Genomic DNA, 26,016 nt, shown 5'->3' on the forward strand with positions numbered 1-26,016 from the left:
CCCACATATTCAACAGTTCGCCTTGCGACTCCCCTGCTTTAAATATTCAAACTACGAATGAATAAAGCAAATATTTGGGCTTACCGAGTTCCATTAAAGTTACATAAACAACTTAGGCTCTGCCTATCCACCGACGACTGTATGACGACGTATTTCCAGATGTAAAAGAAATATCCAGCCGCGCACCTTTTGGTTTAAGCGTATCAATAACATTTCGCTTATTGCGGTTGACGGTGTTTATTAGCAGTTCACGTACGTTAACCCTATTGTTTAGCCTAGCTCTCAGTCCGTTTATTATTAACAGACTATATTTACTCTCACGAGTTAAAATACTGCTTTCGCAGAGATACATTGTTAGGAAGCTTCGCACAAAACCGTTACCAGTAATGCACTATCCCTAGGCTACAACCTGTCGTAAGGTTGGTCTCACTAACATATAAATGAATATGCTGAAACAATAACTTCAACAGCTTACACCGGAAGATCACTTCCAGTAGTCGTTGAATGAAACCGATAATCGTATAGAAATAACCGTAGCAATACAGGTAAGGAAATGACCTTACTAATATGGTAAACATGTTATTTTATATCTTGGAAGACTAACTACTGGGGTGCCATAATGGCTTGTCGGCAGACTGAAAGTCGCCGGTTTTTTTCCTGACAGCATAACTTGTCAGCTGGTTTGTAGTTGTCTATTGTCGGCAGGCCTAGGCCGCCGTTTTTCTTTTCCAATTGTATACTTATAGAAAACACAATTGCGCGACATCTTCGAAGGAAGATTCCGGCAATCGGTTTATGTATACCGATTACCGGTGTCGACTACTAAGTTTGCAGGTATGGAAGCAAGCGAGTTAACGCTTGCTTACGGTGTAGCCTGCTAGGTTAGTGACCTACACGACTCTCGTCGCACTACATCATTCCGCCCATACCACCCATTCCGCCCATGCCACCCATATCAGGTGCACCAGCAGATTCGTCTTTAGGGATTTCAGCTACCATTGCTTCAGTAGTGATCATTAGACCCGCAATAGACCCTGCAAACTGTAGCGCAGAGCGTGTTACTTTAGTTGGATCTAGGATACCCATTTCAATCATGTCGTTGTATTCGCCAGTTGCTGCGTTGTAACCGTAGTTACCATCGCCGCCTTTAACTGCGTTAATTACAACTGATGCTTCGTCGCCTGCGTTAGTTACGATTTGACGAAGTGGTGCTTCCATCGCACGAAGTGCAACTTTAATACCGTGGTTTTGATCTTCGTTGTCGCCAACTAAATCAACTAGCTTGCTAGCAGCACGTACAAGTGCAACACCGCCGCCAGGTACTACGCCTTCTTCAACCGCTGCACGAGTTGCATTTAATGCATCTTCAACGCGGTCTTTTTTCTCTTTCATTTCGATTTCAGTAGCAGCACCTACTTTGATTACTGCAACACCGCCAGCTAGTTTAGCCATGCGCTCTTGAAGTTTTTCTTTATCGTAGTCAGATGTAGCTTCTTCAATTTGTGCTTTAATTTGAGAAACACGACCAGTAATACCCGCTTCTTCGCCAGCACCGTCAATGATAGTTGTATCATCTTTAGTGATAATTACGCGCTTAGCTGTACCTAGGTCTTCAACTGTTGCTTTTTCAAGCTCTAAGCCGATTTCTTCAGAAATAACAGTACCGCCAGTTAATACAGCAATATCTTGTAGCATTGCTTTACGACGATCGCCAAAGCCAGGTGCTTTAACAGCTGATACTTTAACAATACCGCGCATGTTATTAACTACTAATGTAGCTAGTGCTTCGCCTTCAAGGTCTTCTGCAATGATTAGTAGTGGTTTACTTGCTTTAGCAACCGCTTCTAATGTTGGTAATAATTCACGGATGTTAGATATTTTTTTATCTACAAGTAGAATAAATGGGTTATCTAGTTCAACAGTGCCTTTTTCTGGGCTGTTGATAAAGTAAGGAGATAAGTAACCACGGTCAAACTGCATGCCTTCAACAACATCTAGTTCGTTTTCAAGTGATTGACCTTCTTCTACAGTAATAACACCACTGTTGCGGCCTACTTTTTCCATTGCTTGAGCAATGATATTACCAATCTCTTGATCAGAGTTAGCAGAAATAGTACCTACTTGTGCAATTGCTTTAGTATCAGAACAAGGAACAGATAACGCTTTAAGCTCTGCAACAGCAGCAATAACTGCTTTGTCGATGCCGCGCTTAAGATCCATTGGATTCATGCCTGCTGCAACAGCTTTAAGGCCTTCATTAACAATAGACTGTGCAAGTACTGTAGCGGTAGTTGTACCATCGCCGGCTGCATCATTGGCTTTAGATGCAACTTCTTTAACCATTTGTGCGCCCATGTTTTCAAACTTGTCTTCAAGTTCGATTTCTTTTGCTACAGAAACACCATCTTTAGTGATAACTGGAGAGCCAAATGATTTGTCTAGTACAACGTTACGGCCTTTAGGACCTAATGTAACTTTTACTGCGTTTGCCAGGATGTTTACGCCAGTTAGCATTTTAGCGCGTGCGTCACCTGCAAAAAGTACTTCTTTTGCTGCCATGTTTTAAATTCCTCTAAATTCTTAAATGTTTATAAACGAAAAGTAGGTTTAGCCTACAATGCCTAAAATATTATCTTCACGCATGATCAGGTACTCTTGACCTTCGATCTTTTCAACTTTTTCAACATATGAGCCAAATAACACAGTGTCACCGGCTTTAACTTCTAACGCTCTCACGTCACCGTTATCTAAAACGCGACCATTACCTACGGCTACAACTTCTCCGCGAGTTGATTTTTCAGCTGCAGAGCCAGTTAATACAATACCGCCAGCAGATTTTGTTTCTTCTTCTAGACGTTTAACGATTACGCGATCTTGTAAAGGACGAATGTTCATGTTTTTTAGTTCTCCTAACAGTTTCTGAACAGTACAGAAAAAAGCTTTTCTAATTTGCATTCATTAATGGGGGTAGAGTGTGAAATTCCAAGAGAAAAAATGATAAATTTTTAATCTTTTCGCTCATATTCGCCATCAATAGTCGTTGGTCGTTCCATTTGCCCTTGCTCTCGTTCAGCATGTTGCTGCCCAGCAAACGGCGATGGCCCTTGTTGCCTACCTGCGCTCATTCTAACAGTTGCTTGGCTAGCAAGGCCTGCGGCCAGTTTGTTACGAATTGCAGGCGTTAATAATAGTAACCCAAACACGTCGGTCATAATGCCAGGGGTAAGTAATAATACCCCTGCAATTACAACGCATATTCCGGTAAATAATTCTTTGGCTGGCATTTGCCCTTGCGCCATTTGCGCTTGTACGTTTTGCAGCGCACCCATACCTTGTGTTTTAACCATTTTGGCACCTAAAATCGCGGTAATAACAACAAGTGCAATTGTTGCAAATCCGCCAATCACATCGCTTACTTGAATCAGTAAGGCGATTTCGATAATAGGGATGATGATAAACAACACAAATAAAAATCTAAACATAGCGCTCTCTAAATAATGACACTCAAAAGAGTTGATGAAATATAAATGAGGGTGACTAGGTCTCTTTTCAAGGTTAGGGCATAGGTATAGTCATTTTACTGATATTTAAGCGTCTACACATTGTATCGGCTATCAGATACTATGAAGCTAGACACTGTCCAATAAGAATAGGTTCATAATGACTACGCATTTTAAAATGATTTTTACGACTTGCAAAGACGAAGCAGAAGCACGCAGCCTAGCAAGGGCGTTGGTAGAAAAAAAGCTAGCAGCTTGTGTAAATATTTTACCTAACATGGGCTCTATTTATATGTGGGAGGGCGAAGTAGCAGAAGCAACTGAAGCCAAGCTACTTATAAAAACAAAAGCAGATAAAATGAACGATGTGTTTTTAACAATAAAAGAGCTACATAGCTACGAAGTGCCGGAGATTCAGGTTGTAGAAGTTTCAACCGGTAATTTGGCGTATTTTAATTGGATGGACGAGGTACTGAATTAATGCGTTTTTTCTTTTTATTGTTGGTTACATTATTAACTGTACCCGTAAAGGCTGCGACTAATAATGCGCTTGGTGATCTACTTGGGCCTCCGCAACAGACTTTTTTACCTGTAGACCAAGCGTTTGTTTTTGATTTTGACCAGCAAGGCAGTACCTTGTTTGTAGGTTGGGATATAGCGCCAGACTATTATTTATATAAAAAGAAAATAGAAATTATCGCCAAAGGTGCAAACATTCAAGTAGGCGACTCTGGCCGTGGCGAAATTATTGAAGATGAATTTTTTGGTAAAACAGAGGTTTTTTTTAATTCCGCGAGTGTTATTAGTAAGCTAAGTAATATAACCGAAGGCGCCGTGGTTAAAGTTCGTTACCAAGGCTGTGCAAAAGCAGGGCTTTGCTATCCACCAGAAGTAATTAGCATCCCACTTAGTGTTATTAGTGGCGCACAGGTTAAAAATGTAGATCAAAATAGCGCCACCGATGAAGCGGCAACTGCGCAAAGTACACTTGCAGCACTCAACGAGCCAACTACTGAACCTTCAACAAATTCGGATGATGCCGAAAAAGAGCTTACTTTTACTGAGCAATTAGCAAGTCAGGGCTTAATAACTAATTTACTCATATTTTTTGTTGTTGGTGTAGGCCTTGCTTTTACGCCCTGCGTATTCCCTATGTTTCCTATTTTGTCGAGCTTAATTGCGGGTCAGCAAAACCTTTCAACTAAAAAAGCGTTTGCGTTGTCGTTTGTATATATACAAGGTATGGCAGTTACCTATGCAGCGCTTGGTTTAGTTGTTGCGGCGCTTGGTGGGCAAGTTCAGGGGTATTTACAGCATCCATTTGTACTAGTTAGCTTTAGTTTACTATTTGTATTATTGGCTATGTCGATGTTTGGTTGGTACGAAATAAAACTGCCAAGCAGTATGATGAGCAAGCTAACTCAAGTAAGTAACAATCAAAAAGGCGGCAACTACGTTGGCGTATTTTTAATGGGCGTACTGTCGGGATTAATAGCATCACCGTGTACTACTGCGCCACTGTCGGCGGCGCTCTTATTTGTTGCGCAAAGTGGTGATTACTTAGTAGGTGGTTTAACACTATACGTGCTTAGTTTAGGTATGGGGTTACCACTTTTATTACTTGGTACATCTGGCGGTAAATTGCTGCCTAAAGCAGGTGGTTGGATGGAGCAAGTTAAAACCTTGTTTGGTTTTGTGATGCTCGTTGTGCCGCTTATATTACTTGAGCGACTAGTAAGCGCCGACATTATATTATTAATAGCAGGTGTGCTTGCATTAGCAACGGCACTTTACCTACATCACTGGCAAAGTAGCCAAACACAAAGCAAGTTAAAAACTGCATTATGGTTTGCTGCAACGCTATTAGTTATGACAGGGTTTACGTTAACTAAAAACTACTTTTGGCCAGTACAAGCTGTGCAAGTTAGCTCACAAAGTAATGAGTTTAAAAAGGTGGCGGATTTAGCTGAGCTAAAAGAAGCCGTAGCGCAAGCGAGTAATGAAGGTCGAATGGTTATGGTCGACTTATATGCTGACTGGTGTGTGGCGTGTAAAGAGTTTGAGCATTACACGTTTCCAGATGCCAAAGTGCAAAGTGAATTTAGCCATTATCAGCTAATTCAAGTTGATTTAACAAACAGTGACAATAAAACAATTGAGTTAATGGAAGAGTACACCGTGTTTGGTTTACCTAGTATTTTGTTTTTTAACACCCAAGGTAAAGAGCTAACTACACAACGTGTAACCGGCTTTTTAAACGCAGAAGATTTTGCTAAACACCTTGCTACAGTGCGCGCCAGCGCACAATAATAGTGCAATAGAGCCACTTGGATATACCAAGTGGCTTACGACTCCCTCCTAGTTCTTCGTTCCCAAAATAGAGATTGGACCAGTATTTTGCTGCTATTTACATCGAAATCACTATAATAGTTGGTTAACGTGAGAATTTGTTGCTACATTACTTTTTTCTGCTTACTTAAAAGCGAAAAACTACTTAGCAACTGCTTAACTCATTACTTATAGGATATATCGCGTATTATGGCTGCAAAATTTAACCTTTTAGTTATAAATGGTCCAAATTTGAACATGCTTGGCAAGCGTGAACCGGATAAATACGGTTTTCAAACGCTAAGTGAAATTATGAGCGAACTAACCAGTGCCGCTGATAGTCTAGATGTTGAGTTAGCACATTTTCAAAGTAATAGTGAGCAAGCCCTCATTGAGCGAATACACAGTGCTTGGCAAGCGGTTGATTACATAATAATTAACCCTGCTGCATTTACGCATACAAGCGTTGCATTACGTGATGCATTGCTAAGTGTTGATATTCCGTTTTTTGAAGTGCACTTAAGTAATGTGCACGCACGTGAAGCCTTTCGTCATCATTCGTATTTTTCTGATGTGGCCCAAGGCGTGATATGTGGATTAGGTGCAATGGGTTACCACGCAGCATTAAATGCCGCTGTGAGCCGGTTGAAAAACTCGATTTAATTTTAAATTAACACACAAACAAACAGGCGGGTCGTGTAATGGATATTCGCAAGATAAAGAAGCTTATCGAATTAGTAGAAGAATCAGGTATTGCTGAGCTAGAAATCACTGAAGGTGAAGAATCAGTACGTATTAACCGTAACAACATGAGCGCAGGCCCTGGTTACCCGCAATTTGCTCCACAGCAATATGCACCAGCGCCAGCAGCCCCTGCTCCAGTTGCAGCAGCTCCTGTAGCAGTTGAAGCAGCAGCTCCAGCAGAACCTACTGGCCATCAAGTTAAATCACCAATGGTTGGATCTTTTTATGCAGCAGCGTCTCCTGAAGCTCCAGCGTATGTAGAAGTTGGTCAGCAAGTTAAAGTTGGCGATACGCTTTGTATTATCGAAGCTATGAAAATGATGAACCAAATTGAGTCAGATAAAGCCGGTACAGTAAGAGCTATCTTAGCTGAAAATGGCGAGCCAATAGAATTTGATCAACCTCTATTCATCATTGAATAATAGCGTAACCTAAAAGGCCAACTCTAATGTTAGATAAAGTAGTCATTGCAAACCGAGGTGAAATTGCACTTCGTATATTGCGCGCCTGCAAAGAGCTTGGGATCAAAACGGTTGCTGTGCATTCAACGGCGGATCGCGATCTTAAGCATGTATTGCTTGCAGATGAAACCATCTGTATTGGTAGACCATCAGCAACTGAAAGTTATTTAGATATCCCGCGCATTATTGCTGCGGCTGAAATAACTGACGCTGTAGCGATTCATCCAGGTTACGGTTTCCTTGCAGAAAACGCTGATTTTGCCGACCAAGTTGAGCAAAGTGGTTTTGTATTTATTGGTCCAAAAGGTGACACTATTCGCCTTATGGGTGATAAAGTTTCTGCTATTTCAGCAATGCGTAAAGCAGGCGTTCCATGTGTACCAGGGTCTGATGGTCCGGTATCAGATGATAAAGAACGTAACATGCAAATCGCTAAACGAATCGGTTACCCGGTAATCATCAAAGCCGCTGGTGGCGGTGGTGGTCGTGGTATGCGTGTTGTTCGTAGCGAATCTGAACTTATTGATTCAATTGCATTAACACAGCAAGAAGCTAAGCAGTTCTTTGGTAATAGCATGGTTTACATGGAGAAATTCCTTGAAAACCCACGCCATATCGAAGTTCAAGTATTAGCAGATGGCCAAGGTAATGCAGTACATTTAGGTGAACGTGATTGTTCTATGCAACGTCGTCACCAAAAAGTAGTTGAAGAAGCACCAGCGCCAGGTATTACTGCAGAAACACGTAAATTTATTGGTGAACGCTGTACACGTGCATGTATCGAAATCGGTTACCGCGGTGCAGGTACGTTTGAGTTTTTATACGAAAACGGCGAGTTTTACTTCATCGAAATGAATACACGTATTCAGGTTGAACACCCTGTAACTGAAATGGTTACTGGTATTGATTTAATCAAAGAGCAGTTAAAAATTGCTGCGGGTCAACCATTATCATTCACGCAAGACGACGTTGTTATTCGTGGTCATGCCATTGAGTGTCGTATTAATGCTGAAGACCCTGAAACGTTTATCCCTTCACCGGGTAAAATTACACGTTTCCATCCTGCTGGTGGCTTAGGTATTCGTTGGGACAGCCATATTTACGCTGACTATACGGTTCCACCACATTACGATTCAATGATTGGTAAGTTAATTACTTACGGTGAAAACCGTGACGTAGCTATTGCCCGCGCGCGCAATGCACTTAACGAGCTAGTAATTGACGGAATTAAAACTAATACTCCTTTGCATAAGAGAATTCTTGCAGATGAAAACTTCCAAAATGGTGGTACTAACATCCACTATCTTGAGAAGAAATTAGGATTGTAATTCTAGTCTGTAAAAAGGCGTTTTATCTTAGTTAATAACCCGAGTTATTAAGCTGATTTAAATAATTGAAAATCCGATATCAGGAGACTGATATCGGATTTTTTAATGCCTGTAATTTAAGTTTTATAGGCAATAAAAAAGTCCATAAAATATACTGCAAAGAGTAAATTCGATGGACTCAATATTTATATAATATGTTGAACTAACATTACACTAATTTAGATTCAATTAACTGTAGTGCTTCTTCTAAAATTGTTTCTACTGCTTTTTTAGCGCGCTCAGGATCGCGTGACTTTATAGTCTCTAAAATATCAGCGTGCTTAGCAACATCTGCGCCCGGTACACCTTTAATGTGGTTTGTATAACGAATACTTACTCTAAGAGCTGTACTAATAAACTCAGTTAACTGCACAAAAAAGCGATTGTTACTGGCCACTAATATGCTGGTATGAAAAGCAATGTCGGCTTCTAATGGGTCGTCTAAGCCTTCGTCTGCTTCAGCCATACGGGCTAAGGCACTATCTATATCAGCGAGTTGTTCAGCAGTTGCATTTAGTGCTGCAAGAGCGGCCGCTTGTGGTTCAAGGGCTACGCGTACTTGAGTAAACTCTTTTAATAACGACAGTGATGGCTTACTGCTTAAAATCCAACGTAGTACGTCGGTATCAAACATGTTCCAGCTACTTTCAGGTAATACACGAATACCTTGCTTAGGACGCGATGAAATTAACCCTTTAGCAGAGAGCATTTTTACCGCTTCGCGGGTAGCGCTGCGACTTACATCATACTTTATACATAAATCGGCTTCAGAAGGCAGGCCTTCGCTTACAGGGTAAACACCACGCACAATAGCAAAACCCAAATCGTGGGTTAATTGTTGTGTTAAATTTTGACGGGGTTGGCTTTTCATTGCGCAGGATTCCGAGTTGATATATTGCTTTATTATATATCATATATCATATTAATGTACTCAAGGATATGATATAAACTTTTAATTAGCTAAATATTTTAACACAGCAATAACGACTTAGTTTGGCTCTTTATACTGTAAATGTAAGTTTATAAAGAGTTTAAATAAAATTGAAAATGCGCTGTATGGAGAGTTGAATTTGAACACCCTAGCTCAATATCATAGTCTTTCTGGTAAAGTTATTTTTATTACAGGCGGTGCATCAGGCATTGGTAGAGCAATGGTTAAATCCTTTGTAAACCAAAATGCAAAAGTAGCATTTATAGATATTGATGATAAGGCAGCGCAATCGCTTATTCGTGATTTACCCAATGCAAAACTATGGTATAGGCAAGTTGATGTAACTGACTCTCATGCACTTCAGCAATCACTTGTGGATGCATGCGCCGCTTTTGGTGCCATTAACGTACTAGTTAATAATGTAGCGAACGATCGCCGTCAAGCAAGCGAAGACGTTACAGTGCAAGACTGGGATCAGTGCTTACAAATAAACTTAAACCCTGCATTTTTTGCCTCTCAAGTTGCTATGTCTTTTATGAAGGGCGATGGAGCGGGCAGTATCATTAACTTTAGTTCTATTAACGCTATTATGGGGCAACCTCAAATGGCAGGCTATGTAACCGCAAAAGCAGGCCTAATTGGTATGACTAAGGCACTGGCTCGCGATTACGGCGAGTTTGGTATTCGCGTTAACGCTATTTTACCAGGGTGGGTGGCTACCGACCGTCAACTAGCAAGCTGGTTTACCGAAGAAGAGCAAGTTAAGTGGATGGAAGCCATGGCGCTTAAAAAATTAGTAACTCCTGAAGATGTTGCTAATTTGGCACTCTTTTTAGCCGCCGATGAAAGCAGTATGATCACCGGGCAAAGTATTAAAATTGACGGTGGGAGGCTTTAAAGCTTGGCTACTTCATCTCTTTTTATTGCTGTTGACTGGGGCACGAGCCATTTACGCGCTTATTTGTGCGAAGTACGAGCGCAATCAACACTTAAATTATTAGCACAACGTGATGGCCCTGGCGTTGTTAAAGCAAATCAAAATTTTGAGCAAACCCTAATCGACACCATTGAGGTGTGGAAGCAAGAATATGGCAGCTTACCTATATATATTGCAGGACAAATCACCTCAAGCATCGGCTGGCACGAAACACCTTATTTAGAATGCCCAATTAATCCCGAAGGGTTACTTAATGCTGCTGTTAGCTTTGATTGCGATGGACATATTATTAAAGCGTTACCTGGCACAAAGTGTACGCTGCAAAATGGCTTGTTTGATGTAATGCGCGGTGAAGAGCTGCAAATTTTAGGGTTTTTAAAGCAAAACCCAGAGTATCAACAAGGTAAAATATTACTCTGTTTGCCTGGCACACATACCAAATGGGTGCTTATAAACAATGGCGAAATCATTTGCTTTAAAACAGCCATGACCGGTGAGTTATATGATTTGTTATGTCATCAAAGTGTTTTAATTCCTAACGACTGTGCAGAAGGTGAGTTTGACTTTAAAGCATTTGAGCAAGGCTGTGAGCTAACTTTAGGTAGTGATAGCGGTAACTTGGCACATGGTATTTTTAGTGTGCGTACCCGCCAGCTTTCAAAGGAGTTAACGCCAGTACAAGCTAAAGCCTATTTGTCGGGTGTATTAATTGGCAGCGATGTACGAGCAGCTCGCCACGCTAGTGAATGGCAATTATTAAGTGATACACAAGTTGTGGTGATTGGCACAAAGCAGCTGAATAAGTGTTTTACTACGGCGCTTAACCAAATAGGTGTGAAGTGTGTTGAGTTTGATATTAAAACAGCGACGCTTAGTGGCTTTAATTATTTATTTAATTTAGAGTCAAAAAAATAAACCCCTTTATAACGGTTAAATTATAAAGGGGTTAACAGGAAGCTATTATAACTGAATAATTAAGCGCTTTTAGCTGCTTGGTTATGCTCAATATAATCATTAAGCGCAGCAACTTGCGCCTCATTAAAACGTAGTCCTAATTTACTGCGGCGCCATAAAATATTGTATGCGTTTTCTGCCCACTCTTCATTTAGCAAGTAATCTACTTCTGCTGCAAATAAACCATGGCCAAAATCCTGGCCTAAATCACTCAGCCCAGTTGCACTACCTAAAATATGTTTAGCACGAGTACCATAAGTGCGTACAAAGCGTTTAAGTGTTATTTCAGGTAGCCATTCGTATTTTGTTTTTAACTCTGATTTAAGTGCTTCTACAGAGCTAAAATCACCACCAGGGAGCGGACTATGTTTGGTCCACGCATTGCTCATTTGCGGATAAAAATCTTCAAGCTTATTAACCGCAGCTTCGGCAAGTTTACGATAAGTAGTAATTTTTCCACCAAACACACTCAATAGTGGTGTTTGCTTGGCGTCACTCGAAAGCTCTAATTTATAATCGCGAGTAACGGCTTGTGCATTAACTGATTCGTCATCAAGTAATGGGCGTACACCAGAAAAGGTATGTACTATGTCTTCGCGTTTAATCGGTTGTTTAAAGTAGGTATTAGTAATATCAATTAAGTAATCAATTTCTTCATCACTAATTTTAACGTCTTGTGCTTCACCTTTGTGTTCTACATCGGTTGTGCCAATAAGTGAGAAGTCATCTTCAAACGGAATAACAAACACAATACGCTGATCTTTATTTTGTAAAATATAAGCTTGTTTTTCATCGTGAATACGAGGCACTACAATGTGGCTACCTTTTACAAGGCGAATATTTTGTGGTGATTTTTCTGTTAGTGCTTCGTCAAATAATTTAGCAACCCAAGGACCCGCAGCATTAACAATCCCTTTGGCAGAAATGGTGTATTTAGCTTTACTCTTTTGCTGCTCAAGCGTTACCTGCCATTTACCTTGCTCACGTTTAGCATGTACACACTTAGTTTGCGTGGTAATAACAGCACCTTTTTGCTGCGCTGCTAGGGCGTTTAAAACGACTAGGCGAGAGTCATCAACCCAGCCATCTGAGTATTCAAAACCTTTAGTAATAGAGGGTTCTAAAACGCTATTTTCACCAAATTTAATGCTTCGAGAACCCGCTAGTGTTTCGCGTTTTGCTAGGTTGTCATACATAAACAAGCCAATACGAATCATCCACGCAGGGCGGAGGTGTTTTTGATGCGGCAATCTAAAGGTTAGCGGCCACATAATATGAGGTGCGTTTTTAAGTAGCACTTCACGCTCTGCTAGCGCTTCTTTTACTAATCTAAATTCGTAATGCTCAAGGTAGCGCAGACCGCCGTGGATCAGCTTAGAACTGTTTGAAGATGTTGCACAGGCAAGGTCTGATTGTTCGCACAATAGAACTTTTAACCCTCTGCCAGCTGCATCAGCTGCTATTCCAGTGCCGTTTACACCGCCACCGATGACTAGTAAGTCATATTCGTTATCTGCTAATTCCACCGAGCTAACCTTTTTATTTGTAATATAAATAAGACATAAACATCATAAAGCTGCTGTTTTCATTTGACAATAGAAAACCCAGTTTTTTATTCGTTAATTTTGACGCCAATCCATTTTCAATTTAAAGCAGTAAAACATGCCTTTTAAATCTAGCATTTAGCTAAGTTAAAAAAGCAAAGTGGCTAAAGTACTGGCCTTAACCACTTAGTATTTACTGCGGGCAGTTTTTATTCGTTAAGCACACTTGAGCTACGCAGTGCTGCCATTTTGCGTATAGATCGTTACGCTCGTCGGCACTCATGGTGGGCTCAAAGCGACGGTCGCATGTCCACATTTTAGATAACTGTTCAGTTGACTCGTACACACCTGCTTGCAAGCCTGCTAAATAAGCGACCCCTAAAGAGGTGGTTTCGGTCACTGTTGGTCGCTCAACTGTTGCACCTAAAATATTTGATAAAAAGGTCATAACCCAATTATTTTTTACCATACCGCCATCTACACGAAGCACACTTGGGCGAAGGCCATCACGCTCCATCGCTTTTTGTAAATCTTTGGTCTGGTAGCCAACTGATTGCAGCGCTGCAGCAACAATAGTGCTAATACCAGAGTCGCGTGTTAGCCCTAAAATAGCGCCACGTGCATTAGGGTCCCAATAAGGAGCGCCTAAACCAGTAAACGAAGGCACTAAAAATACACCATGATCGAGCGGTACATCTTTAACCATCGACTCACTTTCGCCAGCATGGCTAAGTAGTTTTAAGCCTTCAACAATCCACTGCATAGTTGCGCCAGCCATAAATATACTGCCTTCAATGGCGTAAGTTGGCTTGCCGTTTAATCTATAAGCAACAGTGGTCAGTAAGCGGTTTTCTGAGGTCAGTGCTTTTTCGCCAGTGTTAAGCATTAAAAAACAGCCAGTACCGTAAGTACTTTTAGCCATGCCTTGTTCAAAACATGCGTGTCCTACAAGCGCAGCTTGTTGATCGCCTGCAATACCACAAACACGAATTGGCGCGCCAAAAATGTCAGCGCTGGTTGAACCAAACTCGTCAGCTGAATCCATTACTTCTGGCAGCATAGATTCTGGAATATCGAATAACTCTAAAAGCTCTTGATCCCACTGCTGGGTATGAATATTAAATAACATGGTGCGCGATGCATTGGTTGCATCGGTTCGGTGCTCTTTACCGCCAGTTAGCTGCCAAAGTAGGTAAGTGTCAACCGTACCGAAGGCGAGTTCGCCTGCAAGGGCTTGTTCGCGTGCGCCTTCAACGTTATCTAAAATCCAACGAACTTTAGTGGCCGAAAAATAAGGGTCGAGTAATAAGCCTGTTTTATCGCTTATTGTTTGGCAAAGCTCATCAGTTGTTAGGCTTTCGCAATAGTCACTGGTGCGACGGTCTTGCCATACAATAGCGTTATAAATTGTTTTGCCTGTTTTTTTGTTCCATACCAAAGTGGTTTCGCGCTGATTGGTGATACCAATGGCAATAATTTCTTCAGGCTTTACATCGTTTTTAGTTAACACTTCGCGACTAGTGCTAAGCACTGTTTGCCAAATATCGTTAGGGTCGTGTTCTACCCAACCATTTTGTGGAAAATGCTGCGAAAATTCTTGTTGTGCTGTACCAAAAACGTCTGCATCTTTTGTAAACAAGATGGCCCGAGAGCTTGTGGTTCCTTGATCAATTGAGAGTATGTATTTGGACATGATATTTGTGTTATTTATCTTATCTTATATATGACTAGATTGCCTTTAACCGAAGTTAATGGCAATGGTTTTTTCTTAAAATAGCAGATTAAAAAATAAACACGCTGATATTTGCTGGTAACTCTTTTATATAAAAGGCGTTTTATTTTTGCATTATTTTAAGGGCGTATGCGGCTATTGATTAAAATAACCGCTTAAAGCTTATTATTACTTGGTGTGAGGTTTAGCTTGTTGCCAATCCATACCGGTAGAAAAGCGATTATCAAACCCGCGCCACTGTGGCAGCGGCTTACCATCAACAACAGCTTGGTCGCCGTTTTGTGGTAAATCTAAGTATTTACACTCGCTGGCTATGCCTTTTACGTGGCAATCCATCATGGCAAGTACAAAGTGTTTGTTGGTCTCGTTTAGTGTGCGCATAGACCACGAAGGCTCGTAGTAATGGCCTATATCTAGCTCACTGCTGCTTTGTGCAATAGCAGGGGCTGGGTGTGGTGCAATATTATGGCGTGCATTTTTGTAAGTAAGCATGTACTTATATTTGCTGCCTGTTTGTTCATAAAGACTTTTAATGCCTTCATAGCCTGAAATGTCATCTAAGTTACCGGCTACATAAAGCGAAGGTACTTTAATATTTGCCATTGCTTTGGCATCAAATATAGCGTGCTGTCCGCCCCACGGTGCAAAGGCCACCATCGCTTTTATACGAGGGTCTATTTTTGGGTTTTGGTATTGTCCACCAGCGCAGCTGTTTAGTAATTGCTGTACTTTTTTAATTTGAGCTGGGTCTTTCATACCCGTAAACATAGCCGTAGTTTGCTCATTAAAAGCGTAACAACCACCTATCGTATTTACCGCGCCATAGCCACCCATTGAGTAACCAATTACACCTGCGCTTTTGTTATCTATCTGCTTGCTGGCAAAGTTGTTTTGCTCATTAAAGTAATTAATTACAAACTGCTGATCGCGTGAGCGATTTATAAGCGTGCTAAAAAAGCCAGAGAACGGTGCGTTTTTAAAATCAACATCGGCATTGGTTGAGTCAGTATGGTCAATAGCTACCACAATGTAACCGTGCGACGCTAAATGCTCGCCAAGGTAGTACATAATTGTACGGTAACCGGTATAACCGTGCGAAAGCACTATCACAGGGTAGTGCTCTTTATTATTAATGGCGACATCACGCATTGCATCGGCTTGCAAAGTAAACTCTTTACCTGAGCGAGTTTCATCTGTGTAGCTGCTAAGTGGCGCTTTTGCTGTATTTGCAGCCGGATACCACACCTCTACTTTTAAAGGACGATCTTTTTGACCTTGTGTAGCGGGGTCAAATTGCGCAGGGTTAACTAAATCAAGTGTTTGCACACCTACATTGTAGCTACCTTTAGCTGCAAGCTCTGGCAGTACTTCGCTAGTGATTGGCGGGTATAGCTGCTCTGGTTTATTAGATTCAGCAACAGCTACACTGGCAGATAAACTGCACGTTGCAAGTAATATAGCTTTTGAAAGCGCCTTGAGTGTGTGTGTCATTGTGTGTCCTTGTTGTGTATTTTTATTTTTTAATTAGTCAGTTCAGCCGACTCGACGGCATTGCTGTATTGCAGCTGCCACTGTGCTCGCAAGGTATCCATTATGTTCATAACTCGTAAGCTAGTACTGAGGGGCAACACGCTGCTTTGAGTTTGTTTTTGTAATATACACTGCGTGACATGTGCAATTTCAAACTTAAAGTTTTCATCGTCACTAAAGTTGTATTCAAAGTACTGAGGGTCTTGGTCTTTTATGTGTAGCTCTAGCGTTTGTGCACCTACAAACTGAGGTATTCGAATATAGCCAAGCTCACCATTAATACATGCTTCTGTTGGGCCACTTTGTTGTAATGCGCTGGCAAGAGATGCAAATTGCCCGTTACCGTAATCAACTAAAGCAGTGCTTCGCTCATCAATACCGGTTGTGCTTTTATGTACAAAGGATTTGATGTGTTCAGGGGCTTTATTAAATACCACATCAGCAATCGAAATAGGGTAAATACCTAAATCGAGCAGGGCGCCACCCGCTGTTACAGGGTTCATTAATCGGTGAGTGTCGGCAAAGCTGCCAGGTAAACTAAAGTTGGCATTAACACTGTGCACATTACCAATAACACCTTCACTTAGGAGCTGTTGTAATTTTACTATGGCTGGTAAAAACCGCATCCAAACGCCTTCCATTAAAAAGCAGTTTTGTTGCTTGGCAAGCTCAGTGAGACTTTGCAACTGCTTAGCATTAACGGTGATTGGTTTTTCGCTTAGCACGTGCTTATTGTGTTTTAAGCATTGGGCTATCGTTTTAAAGTGTTGATCGTGGGTATTGGCAATATAAATAGCATCTATATTTGGGCATTGCATAAGAGCTTGATAGCTTTCATAGCCTTGAATATTGTACGGTGTGGCAAATTCTTTAGCGCGCTGTATACTCGTTGATGCCGCGCCAATAAGCTGTGCATCACTGCAATGCGCAATGCTTGTAGCAAAGGTGTGAGCTATATTGCCACACCCAATAATTCCCCAATTAACCTTTGCCATGCTTATTCCTTAAGTTTATTTAAAAAGACGTAATTTGTAATCCTGAACCCGCTGAACATACGTAAATATCAGCATTTAAATTAAAGCGTTCAAAGTAATGCTTTTCTACCGCTGCTTTAATTAGTGGTACTTCCGCATCACGACATAAACATACAATTGCGCCACCAAAACCACCCCCTGTCATACGAACTGCGCCACGCTCGCCCATCGCTTCTTTACAAATTTCTACTAAGCCATCGGTTGCAGGTACGGTTACTTCAAAGTCGTGTTTAAGTGATTGATGCGATGCAGCCATTAGCGTACGAAGTGCATCCATATCGTTATTTTGTAGTGCAGTAGTTGCTGCAATTACACGGTCGTTTTCGCTAATTACGTGGTGTGCACGTTTATATTCGTTTTCGCTTAATGTCGCTTTTACTGCTTGCAGGCCAGCCATGGTGGCTTGGCGAAGTGTTTCTACACCCATTTTTACAGCAGCTTGTTCGCAGTCAATGCGGCGCTGGTTGTATTCGCTATCAACCAACTTACGCGGGTAGTTTGAATTAACAATAACAATATTTAAATCATCAGGAACTTTAACTGATTTGGTTGCGAGGTTTTCACAGTCGATTAATAGTGCATGACCGTTCTCGCCTTTAGCTGAAATAAGCTGATCCATAATGCCGCATTGGCAATGCATAAAGTCGTTTTCGGCTTCTTGGCCAAATAGCGCAATTTGCTCTGGCGGTAAACCAAGCTGTGCAATATGGTTAAACATACCGCCTACAGCAACTTCTAGTGCGGCCGATGACGACAAGCCACTACCTTGCGGTAAGTTGCTGTCAATTAGTACGTCGGCACCACGCAGTGTGTAGCCCGCTCTTTTAAGAACATAAGTAACAGCACGAATGTAGTTACCCCATTGCGACTGGCCTTCAGTGATTTCTTCATCAACACTAAAGCTGTCTTTTTCGCCTGGGTAATTTAAAGAATGCACAGTAATAATATTGTCGTCGCGCTCTTTAAACATCACTTGGGTACGAAACTCTAACGAACACGGTAAAACAAAACCGTCGTTGTAGTCGGTAAATTCGCCAATAAGGTTTACACGCCCCGGTGCTGCTGCAATACCTTGAGCAGGCGCGCCATACAGTGACAAAAATTGTTGTTGGAATTCGTTAAGCTTCATCTGTGTGTCCTGCTGTATCTTTATAGTGTGTTGTACTGGCTGCTTTTAAAATAGAAGCAGCGGTTTCTGCGCTTAAATCGCGCTGGCTTTCGCCTAGCATTTCGTAGCCTACCATGTGTTTTTTAACAGTAGCAGAGCGAAGTAGCGGCGGATAAAAATGGGCATGCAAACGCCAATGTTGCTCATCAGAGCCTCTGTTAGCCGGTGCATTGTGCCACCCCATTGAGTATGGGAAGCTGCAATTAAATACGTTGTCGTACTTAGTGGTTAATACTTTAAGTGCCTGTGCCAAAGAGTCGGTTTGGACATCGTTTAGCTGGCTAAAGTTTTGAATATTATCTTTAGTTACTAGCATTGTTTCAAACGGCCACGCAGCCCAAAATGGCACAACAACAAGCCAATGTTCGTTTTCAAATACAACACGTGTTTGATCTGCTTGCTCTTTTTGTGCGTAATCGGCAAGCATAGCTGTACCATGCTTTTTATAATAAGCAAGCTGCTGGGTATCTTCGGCTTCTATTTCGGTTGATAAATGCGAGTGGGCCCATACTTGGCCGTGAGGATGAGGTTGCGAACAACCCATTATCTCGCCTTTATTTTCAAAAACTTGTACGCATTCGTACTGCTGTGCAAGCTCTGTGTAATTTTGTTTCCAGGTTTTCACTACTTCGTGCAATGCGTTTTGGCTAAGCTCTGGTAGTGTTTTATTATGCTCTGGAGAAAAACAAATTACGCGGCATTCGCCACTGGCTTCGTCGGCAATAAATAAATCACTGTCTGACTCTAAGCTTTGTAATTGCTCGCTGGCATTAGGCGTTAATGCACCAAAGTCATTTCTAAATACGTGTGTGTATTTATAATCTGGGTTACTGTCGCCATTTGCACGGGTATTACTTGGGCAAAGTGGGCAGCTTTCATCGTGTTTTGGTAATACGTTTTCGTTAACGGCTTCTGTTGCGCCTAACCATGGGCGGTTATTACGATGTGGTGACACTAATACCCAACGACCCGTTAGCGGGTTTTTACGTCTGTGAGTACTTTCTAATAAAGCCATGTTAACTCTCCAACCCACTTGGGTAATTAGTTTGCCAGCGCCATGTGTCGTTTGTCATGTCGCTAAGTGTTAGTTCTGCGTACCAGTTAAGTGTGTTTTGCGCTTTTGTAGCATCGGCGTAGTTACAGGCAATATCACCTGCTCGGCGCGGTGCAATCTTATACGGAATATCTTTATTGGCTGATGCGCTAAATGCGTTGATCATATCAAGCACAGAATAACCTTGCCCTGTGCCTAAGTTGTAAGCATGAAATGCGGTATCTGTTTTATGCTGCATAAATGCCGCAACATGACCTTTAGCTAAATCTAAAACATGAATATAGTCGCGCACACCTGTGCCATCTTCGGTGTCGTAGTCGTCACCAAAAATATTAACCACGTCACGTTTACCTACTGCAGTTTGGGCAATAAATGGCATTAAGTTATTAGGAATACCATTAGGACTTTCACCTAATAAACCACTTGGGTGTGCACCTACTGGGTTAAAGTAACGAAGCGCAATACCCATAAATTGACTGTTGGCATTACATACGTCTTGCATGGCTTGTTCAACCATGACTTTAGTCCAACCATAAGGGTTCGTTGCGCGTATAGGGTGCTTTTCGTCAATAGGGAGGTAGTCTGGCTCGCCGTATACTGTAGCCGATGAGCTAAATATAATATGGTTAACGCCTTCATCTTGCATGTTTTGTAGCATGCTTAATGTGCCCGACACGTTATTTTGATAATAACGCAGCGGTTGCTCGGTAGATTCGCCAACGGCTTTTAAAGCTGCAAAGTGAAAAACAGCTTCGGCTTTAGTGTGTTTTAGAGCGAGCTTAAACTGTTGCTCGTCTTGAATGTCGCCCAAAATAAACTCAAACCGAGTACCCGTAATCTTTTCGAGTTGGTCAAGTACCCGCGCACTTGCATTAGACAAGTTATCATAAATAACAGGCGTAATACCTGCTTCATGCAATGCAATACATGTGTGGCTACCTATGTAACCCATGCCGCCAGTAACTAAAACTTTCATGTTATTTCTCGAAAAGTGTATTTATATGATAAATACTACTATTAAGGTGGTTTAAAAACAATAGTTATGATTGCTGAGTAATTCAAATAAAAGCATAAAAAATATTCAGCTTAAACACTCATCTGCCTTTTAAAGGAATACTTTTATATTAACTAACATAGGCTTAGCTTTATCAATTAATTCTATAAACTGATTCAACTATTGGCCTAATTATCAGCAGTAAGTCGGGGTGCTAATATAGCGAAAATAAAGTAAGGAGAGATCAACATGAACAAAACAATTTTACTTACCGGCGCAACCGATGGCATTGGGCTAGAAACTGCAAAGATGTTATTAGCACAAGGTCACACCGTATTATTACATGGCCGCAGCCAAGCAAAGCTCAATGCGCTACAAGTAGCTTTAACCGAGCAATACCCAAATGCAAGTACACATACTTATATTGCTGATTTAAGCGATATGAGCCAAGTTCAAACTTTGGCAAAAAATGTATTAGCCGATATGGCCGAAAATAATAACCAGCTCGACGTACTTATTAATAATGCAGGCGTTTATCAATTAGTTGATGCTACAACAATTGACGGCCTTGATGCTCGCTTTGTTGTAAACACGATTGCGCCATATCTTCTTACAAAACTATTATTACCTGTCCTTGGTCATGATTCGCGAGTGGTTAATGTGTCATCAGCTGCGCAATCAAGCGTTAACTTAAATGCACTTATAGGTAACACTGAACTTTCTGATAGTGCGGCTTATGCACAAAGTAAATTGGCTATTACTATGTGGTCACGTCATTTAGGGCTTGAGCTTAAAGATATTGGGCCATTAGTTGTATCGGTAAACCCTAAATCGTTACTGGGAAGCAAAATGGTAAAAGACGCTTACGGTATAGATGGTGGGGATTTAAAAATTGGCGCAGATATTTTTTGTCGCGCAGCGCTTAGTGATGAATTTAAAGATGCCGCAGGCCTGTATTTTGATAACGATACAGGACGCTTTGCGCCTCCTCATGTTGATGCACTTAATAATGCTAAAAATCAACAACTCGTAGATACGTTAGACAGTATTTTAGCACAGCTTAAATTAGGTAAAGCATAATGAAAAAGCATGTTACCTGGACAGTACAAGGCCAAATTAAAGAAGGTAAATACGATGAGTTTTTACTGGTAATGGCACAATTAGTTACTTTGGCTAAAAGTGAAGCGGGCACTTTAGTGTATGAGTGGACAGTAAGTGATGACAAGCGCAATGTACATATTTACGAGCGTTACCAAGATGAAGATGCTGCTAAAGCGCATCTTGCTGGTTGGGGCGAAAGTGGCCCACTATTTTTAAGCGTAGTTGATATGGATAAAGTAACGGTATTTAGTCAATTATCAGAAGAGTTTGCACAAGCCTTTGCAGGCCCAAGCAGTGTATTTATGAAACCTGTGGGTGGCTTTGTAAAGTTTTAGAGAAAATACCCATTGTTGATCTAAAGAGCTCACCTCATCAGTGAGCTCTTTTTTTAGTGGCATTACTGCTCTTGCTGCAAGCGCTCGTATAACCAATCTTTTAATTCTGTACGTTCGTGTTTTAATAGATGCATTTGTTGATCGCTTATGGGCGCATCTTTGAGCTCTAACACTCTAATCTCTTTATCTAGCTTGTCGTACTTATCTGCTTTTTTTGCAAATTCAGTATCGCTTTCATTTAACTCGGCAATGGTCTTTAAGTATTCTGGAAAGTCATTTGTTAATGAGTGGTCTTCGCCTAACATATTCGCTCCTTAGTAGGATATAAATGAGCTCACAAGTAAGTGAGTTGTATAAGTGAATTACTGCCTTTCATATAATACACTGGGGCTTACATAGATATAATTCAACCATCGAGCCGCTAATTTGATGTAGTACAAACAATCTGTTTATTTTGCTCAGTAAGGCATTTCACCAAAGTATTTAATAGTGCGATCAATAAATGCACGTACTTTAGAGGTCAATAATTTATTGTTGGGGTATACAGCCTACGTAGGTGTATTAACTAGTCGTAAAAAGCTTAGGGTTCGATATTATTGCTCAAGGTGCAAGGAATCTCTGGCTAGAGAAAATAAATTTAAATATCATCATGATTCAATACGTTAGTAAATCTCTTAACCAGAGTTCAAGTTAGTAAACCAATACCCGCTAAAGGCTTTTAAGTATTTTAGCTAAAAGAGTTAATTTTTAACGCTTTTTGCTAATTTATGTTGGTTAATTAATAGTGGTAGAATGCAGCGCTTAGTACCACTTGTGTAAAGTAGTGGTCAATAATTTATAAGGTCTGTTGTGTAATGCTGTTGATGATCGACAACTACGATTCGTTTACTTACAACTTAGTGCAATATTTTCAGCGTTTAGATCAAGACGTTTTAGTGAAACGTAATGATGAGCTAAGCATTGCACAAATAAAACAGTTAAACCCGCAGCACATCGTGTTATCGCCAGGGCCATGCACCCCTAACGAAGCGGGTATTTCACTAAATGTTGTTGAGCAACTAAAAGGGCAATATCCTATTTTAGGGATTTGCTTGGGGCATCAAACTATCGCACAAGCTTTAGGTGGAGATGTAATACGTGCTAAAAAAGTAATGCACGGTAAAACATCACCCATAGTTCATACTAATAAAGGGGTGTTTAAAGGCTTAGCTAATCCGTTAACGGTATGTCGTTATCATTCTTTAGTGGTTAAAGCGCAAACTCTGCCTAAAGAGCTTGAAGTAACCGCATGGACTCAAACTGAGCAAGGCGAGTTTGACGAAATTATGGGGTTGTTACACAATGAACTTGCTATCGAAGGTGTGCAGTTTCATCCCGAAGCTATTTTAACTGCTCAAGGCTTAGAACTGCTTGATAACTTTTTAACTCGCTTCTAATGTTATAATACACATAGCATTTTATACTTTATTAATGGATGTCATGACTGAACTTGTAGCCCAGCAGCGTACTGCCAAAATACTAAGCCAACGAGCTCATGACTTATTGCTTGGGCACAGCTTTGCGCATCAGCAAATTGGTTTCATTCATACATTAGATATAGATTACGGCGAACCCATGAAGCAGCGTACCTTGCTGCAGGTTGAAGTGGCCGCACAGAATAAACGCCAGCAAAGCAGTACTGCACATCATAAGTACCGCGCTCGAGCCAGTGAGCAACTGCACAAAACAATTGAAACAGCTATATATAAGCAGCTCGAAGATATAGATGGCGTAATTCATAGCACCATAGGTATTGAAGATGGTATTGCCAATATACTCGATATATTAGCGGTAAAGTCAGCGTCGGTAGGGCGTTTAGAGCCATTGGTTAATGATATAAGCTGGTTGGGTAGGGAGTTAGTAACGCTCGTTAATTTACCTTACTATCGTAATCAACGTAGTAAAAACACGTCTGTAAAAGTAGATAAGCCATCGCTCGCCCTTCGTTATATTGGCCTTGATAACTTACAGCTAGTTATTCCTACATTTGCTGCCCGCCATTGGATGCCACATAGCACCGAACCATTTTCGTTATTAAAGCGTCGTTTACGTGACAGTGCCATGGCAAACGCCATTGCTGCGCAAAAAATTGCACAAATTAATAATGTAAATGACGTTCATGCATTTACCCTAGGTATGCTTTTAGATGTAGGGCGAATTGCATTAGTGCGCTTGTACTTAAAAACGTTTGAGCAAATATGGCAACGTAAAGTACAGCTAGCCCGAAATGAAAACCAAAAAGATTTACACACCGCTTTATTAGAGCTTCAGCCCGACCCGCTATTTTTAACCACTCTACTTAGCAATAAATCGATAGAAGTAAGCGCTAAGGTAATAGACAAAATGGCTTTTAAATATTTACCGTTTAAAGGGGTAATGCAGCAGCTAGTAAATGGGGTAGATAAGGGCGATACATTACTGCCATTAACAGAAGTAATGCTAAAGGCACGGTGCTATTCTCAATATCTTAATTTAAAAGAACATCAACTTATTGAACCTGATGAAGCTCTAAGCTGGTTTTCGCACTTTAAGTTCACTAAAACGGAACTAAAAACCCTCCAATCGAGTAATTTTACCAATTTAGCTATTCAAATTGACTAAAAATCTGAATTTTTTGTTAATTTTTTTGCGACTAACCATTCATTCTCATCTTATTGTTATATTACATATTTGCCGATTAAAGCGTGTGCGCCTCTGTACTCATGCGGTTAGTTGCCTAAAAATAAGCATAAATAGCTATGCAAATAGTTATTCACTATCTATGAAATAATATCTTTAGCCCTTTATTTTCAAGGGATACATGAAAGTTTTTAACGAGACAGATATCAGTAATTCTGAAATAATGTGCGTCTGAAAATTGAACCACAAAGCAATTTTGCGCAATTATCAGGTTACTGATCTTGCCTATAAAGTTGGTTACAAATATTAACCAAACACCTATTTTGATGTTTTGTGTTGCTCACAATTAAGAGGAAATAAAATGACAGTCAATCGCGAATTATTTGATCACGTAATGGTTCCTAACTACGCACCTTCAAGCGTAATTCCTGTTCGAGGCGAAGGCTCTCGCGTATGGGATCAACAAGGTCGAGAGTTTATCGACTTTGCTGGTGGTATTGCAGTTAACTGTCTTGGCCATTGCCACCCTGCATTAGTAGGCGCATTAAAAGAGCAAGGCGAAAAAATCTGGCATCTATCTAACGTAATGACCAATGAGCCGGCACTTCGCCTAGCTAAAAAAATGGTTGATGCGACATTTGCTGAAAAAGTTTACTTTGCCAACTCTGGCGCAGAAGCAAACGAAGCCGCGCTTAAATTAGCGCGTCGTTTTGCACTTGATAAGTTTGGCGCAGAAAAATCACAAATCATCGCGTTCAACAAAGGTTTCCACGGTCGTACATTCTTTACCGTAACTGTTGGCGGCCAAGCTGCATATTCAGATGGTTTTGGTCCTAAGCCTGGCGACATTGTACATTGTGATTACAATGACCTTGCTGCATTTGAAGCACTTATCAGCGATAAAACATGTGCTGTAATGATGGAACCTCTACAAGGTGAAGGCGGTATTGTTTCACCAACTGATGAGTTTGCTCAAGGCGTTCGCGATTTATGTACTAAACATAACGCACTGCTTATTTTTGATGAAGTTCAAACAGGTGTTGGTCGTACTGGCGATTTATATGCATACCAAGGCTTAAACGTAGTACCTGATATTTTAACTTCGGCTAAAGCACTTGGCGGCGGTTTTCCTATTGGCGCTATGATCACAACAACTGAAATTGCACAGCACCTTAAAGTAGGTACACATGGTTCTACTTATGGCGGTAACCCGCTTGCGTGTGCTGTTGCAGAAGCGGCATTTGATACAGTAAATACCCCAGACGTACTGGCTGGCGTAAAAGAAAAAGCCGCATTATTTAATGAACTACTTAGCGCGGTTAACGAAAAATACAACGTATTTAGCGAAATCCGTGGCCAAGGTTTATTAATTGGTGCAGTAGTGAACGAGCAATACAAAGGTCGTGCAAAAGAGTTTTTAGTGGCAGGTACTGAGCAAGGCCTTATGTCACTAGTTGCCGGTGCAGACGTAGTACGTTTCACTCCATCTTTAGTAATTCCTGAAGCGGACATTCGCGAAGGTATGGCACGCTTTGAAAAAGCAGTAGCAAGCGTAGTAAACGCATAAGCGACTTAAGCCAACCAATTAAGGGCAAGCACCGCTTGCCCTGCAATTCCTATTTACCGTTATTTATAAGGGAGCAA

Annotated in this window: 24 protein-coding genes; 12 read left to right on the forward strand and 12 right to left on the reverse strand. The window is 41.0% G+C overall.

What is annotated here, in order from left to right; all coding sequences use genetic code 11:
* Nucleotides 1–909: 909 nt before the first annotated feature.
* From groL to H5089_RS14160, 3 genes are all read right to left on the reverse strand, one after another.
* Entirely contained in the window at nt 910–2,559 is a 1,650-nt protein-coding gene (groL, locus tag H5089_RS14150; protein WP_002958835.1) for a chaperonin GroEL, read from the reverse strand.
* A 48-nt stretch (nt 2,560–2,607) separates the two neighbouring features.
* Nucleotides 2,608–2,895 (reverse strand): co-chaperone GroES, encoded by a 288-nt coding sequence (locus H5089_RS14155; RefSeq protein ID WP_002958836.1) that lies wholly within the window; start codon nt 2,893–2,895, stop codon nt 2,608–2,610.
* A 110-nt stretch (nt 2,896–3,005) separates the two neighbouring features.
* Entirely contained in the window at nt 3,006–3,482 is a 477-nt protein-coding gene (locus H5089_RS14160; RefSeq protein ID WP_002958838.1) for an FxsA family protein, read from the reverse strand.
* A 178-nt stretch (nt 3,483–3,660) separates the two neighbouring features.
* On the opposite strand from H5089_RS14160, the gene cutA reads away from it, so the two are divergent.
* From cutA to accC, 5 genes are all read left to right on the forward strand, one after another.
* Nucleotides 3,661–3,981 carry a divalent-cation tolerance protein CutA gene (cutA, locus tag H5089_RS14165; protein ID WP_002958839.1) on the forward strand — a complete coding sequence of 107 codons (321 nt, stop codon included), beginning with the start codon at nt 3,661–3,663 and terminating at the stop codon, nt 3,979–3,981.
* Entirely contained in the window at nt 3,981–5,810 is a 1,830-nt protein-coding gene (locus tag H5089_RS14170; protein WP_182712478.1) for a protein-disulfide reductase DsbD, read from the forward strand. The genes cutA and H5089_RS14170 overlap by 1 nt, the downstream gene beginning before the upstream one ends.
* A 228-nt stretch (nt 5,811–6,038) precedes the next feature.
* Nucleotides 6,039–6,491, forward strand: a complete 453-nt coding sequence (gene aroQ / locus H5089_RS14175; RefSeq protein ID WP_002958841.1) for a type II 3-dehydroquinate dehydratase — start codon at nt 6,039–6,041, stop codon at nt 6,489–6,491.
* 38 nt (nt 6,492–6,529) lie between these two features.
* Entirely contained in the window at nt 6,530–6,994 is a 465-nt protein-coding gene (gene accB / locus H5089_RS14180) for an acetyl-CoA carboxylase biotin carboxyl carrier protein (RefSeq protein WP_002958842.1), read from the forward strand.
* Between the two features lie 26 nt (nt 6,995–7,020).
* Nucleotides 7,021–8,361, forward strand: coding sequence for an acetyl-CoA carboxylase biotin carboxylase subunit (gene accC, locus H5089_RS14185; protein ID WP_002958843.1), 1,341 nt, complete (start codon nt 7,021–7,023; stop codon nt 8,359–8,361).
* A 208-nt stretch (nt 8,362–8,569) separates the two neighbouring features.
* On the opposite strand, the gene H5089_RS14190 is transcribed toward accC, so the two are convergent.
* Nucleotides 8,570–9,271 (reverse strand): FadR/GntR family transcriptional regulator, encoded by a 702-nt coding sequence (locus H5089_RS14190; protein WP_024596672.1) that lies wholly within the window; start codon nt 9,269–9,271, stop codon nt 8,570–8,572.
* A gap of 199 nt (nt 9,272–9,470) precedes the next feature.
* Between H5089_RS14190 and H5089_RS14195 the strand changes: the two genes are divergently transcribed.
* Both H5089_RS14195 and H5089_RS14200 read left to right on the forward strand, forming a co-directional pair.
* Nucleotides 9,471–10,229 (forward strand): SDR family NAD(P)-dependent oxidoreductase, encoded by a 759-nt coding sequence (locus H5089_RS14195; RefSeq protein ID WP_002958845.1) that lies wholly within the window; start codon nt 9,471–9,473, stop codon nt 10,227–10,229.
* A 3-nt stretch (nt 10,230–10,232) separates the two neighbouring features.
* Entirely contained in the window at nt 10,233–11,183 is a 951-nt protein-coding gene (locus H5089_RS14200) for a 2-dehydro-3-deoxygalactonokinase (protein ID WP_182692713.1), read from the forward strand.
* A 59-nt stretch (nt 11,184–11,242) separates the two neighbouring features.
* Here the strand turns inward: H5089_RS14200 and glpD are convergent, their stop codons facing one another.
* The 7 genes from glpD to galE all read right to left on the reverse strand — a co-directional run bounded on the left by glpD (nt 11,243) and on the right by galE (nt 20,260).
* On the reverse strand, nt 11,243–12,748 hold the full coding sequence (glpD, locus tag H5089_RS14205; RefSeq protein WP_182692712.1) for a glycerol-3-phosphate dehydrogenase: 1,506 nt from the start codon (nt 12,746–12,748) through the stop codon (nt 11,243–11,245).
* Between the two features lie 211 nt (nt 12,749–12,959).
* Nucleotides 12,960–14,459, reverse strand: a complete 1,500-nt coding sequence (gene glpK, locus H5089_RS14210; RefSeq protein ID WP_033013631.1) for a glycerol kinase GlpK — start codon at nt 14,457–14,459, stop codon at nt 12,960–12,962.
* Nucleotides 14,460–14,666: 207 nt separating this feature from the next.
* Complete coding sequence (locus H5089_RS14215; protein ID WP_182695905.1) at nt 14,667–15,989, reverse strand: dienelactone hydrolase family protein; 1,323 nt, start codon at nt 15,987–15,989, stop codon at nt 14,667–14,669.
* Between the two features lie 29 nt (nt 15,990–16,018).
* Nucleotides 16,019–17,023 carry a Gfo/Idh/MocA family protein gene (locus H5089_RS14220; RefSeq protein ID WP_182695906.1) on the reverse strand — a complete coding sequence of 335 codons (1,005 nt, stop codon included), beginning with the start codon at nt 17,021–17,023 and terminating at the stop codon, nt 16,019–16,021.
* A gap of 19 nt (nt 17,024–17,042) precedes the next feature.
* Nucleotides 17,043–18,191 carry a galactokinase gene (gene galK, locus H5089_RS14225; protein WP_182692709.1) on the reverse strand — a complete coding sequence of 383 codons (1,149 nt, stop codon included), beginning with the start codon at nt 18,189–18,191 and terminating at the stop codon, nt 17,043–17,045.
* Nucleotides 18,181–19,245, reverse strand: a complete 1,065-nt coding sequence (locus tag H5089_RS14230; RefSeq protein ID WP_182674093.1) for a UDP-glucose--hexose-1-phosphate uridylyltransferase — start codon at nt 19,243–19,245, stop codon at nt 18,181–18,183. The genes galK and H5089_RS14230 overlap by 11 nt, the downstream gene beginning before the upstream one ends.
* A 1-nt stretch (nt 19,246) precedes the next feature.
* Complete coding sequence (gene galE, locus H5089_RS14235; RefSeq protein WP_149601995.1) at nt 19,247–20,260, reverse strand: UDP-glucose 4-epimerase GalE; 1,014 nt, start codon at nt 20,258–20,260, stop codon at nt 19,247–19,249.
* 267 nt (nt 20,261–20,527) lie between these two features.
* Between galE and H5089_RS14240 the strand changes: the two genes are divergently transcribed.
* Nucleotides 20,528–21,358 (forward strand): SDR family NAD(P)-dependent oxidoreductase, encoded by an 831-nt coding sequence (locus H5089_RS14240; protein WP_182712479.1) that lies wholly within the window; start codon nt 20,528–20,530, stop codon nt 21,356–21,358.
* The gene (locus H5089_RS14245) at nt 21,358–21,714 is read left to right on the forward strand and encodes a putative quinol monooxygenase (RefSeq protein WP_182695908.1); all 357 of its coding nucleotides are present in this window, start codon (nt 21,358–21,360) and stop codon (nt 21,712–21,714) included. The genes H5089_RS14240 and H5089_RS14245 overlap by 1 nt, the downstream gene beginning before the upstream one ends.
* A gap of 62 nt (nt 21,715–21,776) precedes the next feature.
* On the opposite strand, the gene H5089_RS14250 is transcribed toward H5089_RS14245, so the two are convergent.
* The gene (locus H5089_RS14250) at nt 21,777–22,019 is read right to left on the reverse strand and encodes a YdcH family protein (RefSeq protein ID WP_182712480.1); all 243 of its coding nucleotides are present in this window, start codon (nt 22,017–22,019) and stop codon (nt 21,777–21,779) included.
* Between the two features lie 549 nt (nt 22,020–22,568).
* Between H5089_RS14250 and H5089_RS14255 the strand changes: the two genes are divergently transcribed.
* The 3 genes from H5089_RS14255 (at nt 22,569) to H5089_RS14265 (ending at nt 25,939) form a co-directional block, all read left to right on the forward strand.
* The gene (locus H5089_RS14255) at nt 22,569–23,150 is read left to right on the forward strand and encodes an aminodeoxychorismate/anthranilate synthase component II (protein WP_024596662.1); all 582 of its coding nucleotides are present in this window, start codon (nt 22,569–22,571) and stop codon (nt 23,148–23,150) included.
* 43 nt (nt 23,151–23,193) lie between these two features.
* Nucleotides 23,194–24,354, forward strand: a complete 1,161-nt coding sequence (locus H5089_RS14260) for an HDOD domain-containing protein (protein WP_182712481.1) — start codon at nt 23,194–23,196, stop codon at nt 24,352–24,354.
* A gap of 379 nt (nt 24,355–24,733) precedes the next feature.
* Nucleotides 24,734–25,939 carry an aspartate aminotransferase family protein gene (locus tag H5089_RS14265; protein WP_154903751.1) on the forward strand — a complete coding sequence of 402 codons (1,206 nt, stop codon included), beginning with the start codon at nt 24,734–24,736 and terminating at the stop codon, nt 25,937–25,939.
* Nucleotides 25,940–26,016: the final 77 nt, after the last annotated feature.

Source organism: Pseudoalteromonas sp. SR45-1 (genome assembly GCF_014163655.1).
GTDB lineage: Bacteria > Pseudomonadota > Gammaproteobacteria > Enterobacterales > Alteromonadaceae > Pseudoalteromonas > Pseudoalteromonas distincta.

What these genes read in the sequence shown, in the direction of transcription:
- H5089_RS14250 (WP_182712480.1), bottom strand. Translation starts at nt 22,019, where the DNA reads ATGTTAGGCGAAGACCACTCATTAACAAATGACTTTCCAGAATACTTA.
- galK (WP_182692709.1), bottom strand. Translation starts at nt 18,191, where the DNA reads ATGAAGCTTAACGAATTCCAACAACAATTTTTGTCACTGTATGGCGCG.
- H5089_RS14230 (WP_182674093.1), bottom strand. Translation starts at nt 19,245, where the DNA reads ATGGCTTTATTAGAAAGTACTCACAGACGTAAAAACCCGCTAACGGGT.
- galE (WP_149601995.1), bottom strand. Translation starts at nt 20,260, where the DNA reads ATGAAAGTTTTAGTTACTGGCGGCATGGGTTACATAGGTAGCCACACA.
- accB (WP_002958842.1), top strand. Translation starts at nt 6,530, where the DNA reads ATGGATATTCGCAAGATAAAGAAGCTTATCGAATTAGTAGAAGAATCA.
- accC (WP_002958843.1), top strand. Translation starts at nt 7,021, where the DNA reads ATGTTAGATAAAGTAGTCATTGCAAACCGAGGTGAAATTGCACTTCGT.
- H5089_RS14155 (WP_002958836.1), bottom strand. Translation starts at nt 2,895, where the DNA reads ATGAACATTCGTCCTTTACAAGATCGCGTAATCGTTAAACGTCTAGAA.
- H5089_RS14215 (WP_182695905.1), bottom strand. Translation starts at nt 15,989, where the DNA reads ATGACACACACACTCAAGGCGCTTTCAAAAGCTATATTACTTGCAACG.
- H5089_RS14160 (WP_002958838.1), bottom strand. Translation starts at nt 3,482, where the DNA reads ATGTTTAGATTTTTATTTGTGTTGTTTATCATCATCCCTATTATCGAA.
- H5089_RS14190 (WP_024596672.1), bottom strand. Translation starts at nt 9,271, where the DNA reads ATGAAAAGCCAACCCCGTCAAAATTTAACACAACAATTAACCCACGAT.
- H5089_RS14255 (WP_024596662.1), top strand. Translation starts at nt 22,569, where the DNA reads ATGCTGTTGATGATCGACAACTACGATTCGTTTACTTACAACTTAGTG.
- H5089_RS14260 (WP_182712481.1), top strand. Translation starts at nt 23,194, where the DNA reads ATGACTGAACTTGTAGCCCAGCAGCGTACTGCCAAAATACTAAGCCAA.
- H5089_RS14170 (WP_182712478.1), top strand. Translation starts at nt 3,981, where the DNA reads ATGCGTTTTTTCTTTTTATTGTTGGTTACATTATTAACTGTACCCGTA.
- H5089_RS14265 (WP_154903751.1), top strand. Translation starts at nt 24,734, where the DNA reads ATGACAGTCAATCGCGAATTATTTGATCACGTAATGGTTCCTAACTAC.
- cutA (WP_002958839.1), top strand. Translation starts at nt 3,661, where the DNA reads ATGACTACGCATTTTAAAATGATTTTTACGACTTGCAAAGACGAAGCA.
- H5089_RS14245 (WP_182695908.1), top strand. Translation starts at nt 21,358, where the DNA reads ATGAAAAAGCATGTTACCTGGACAGTACAAGGCCAAATTAAAGAAGGT.
- groL (WP_002958835.1), bottom strand. Translation starts at nt 2,559, where the DNA reads ATGGCAGCAAAAGAAGTACTTTTTGCAGGTGACGCACGCGCTAAAATG.
- aroQ (WP_002958841.1), top strand. Translation starts at nt 6,039, where the DNA reads ATGGCTGCAAAATTTAACCTTTTAGTTATAAATGGTCCAAATTTGAAC.
- H5089_RS14240 (WP_182712479.1), top strand. Translation starts at nt 20,528, where the DNA reads ATGAACAAAACAATTTTACTTACCGGCGCAACCGATGGCATTGGGCTA.
- H5089_RS14220 (WP_182695906.1), bottom strand. Translation starts at nt 17,023, where the DNA reads ATGGCAAAGGTTAATTGGGGAATTATTGGGTGTGGCAATATAGCTCAC.
- glpK (WP_033013631.1), bottom strand. Translation starts at nt 14,459, where the DNA reads ATGTCCAAATACATACTCTCAATTGATCAAGGAACCACAAGCTCTCGG.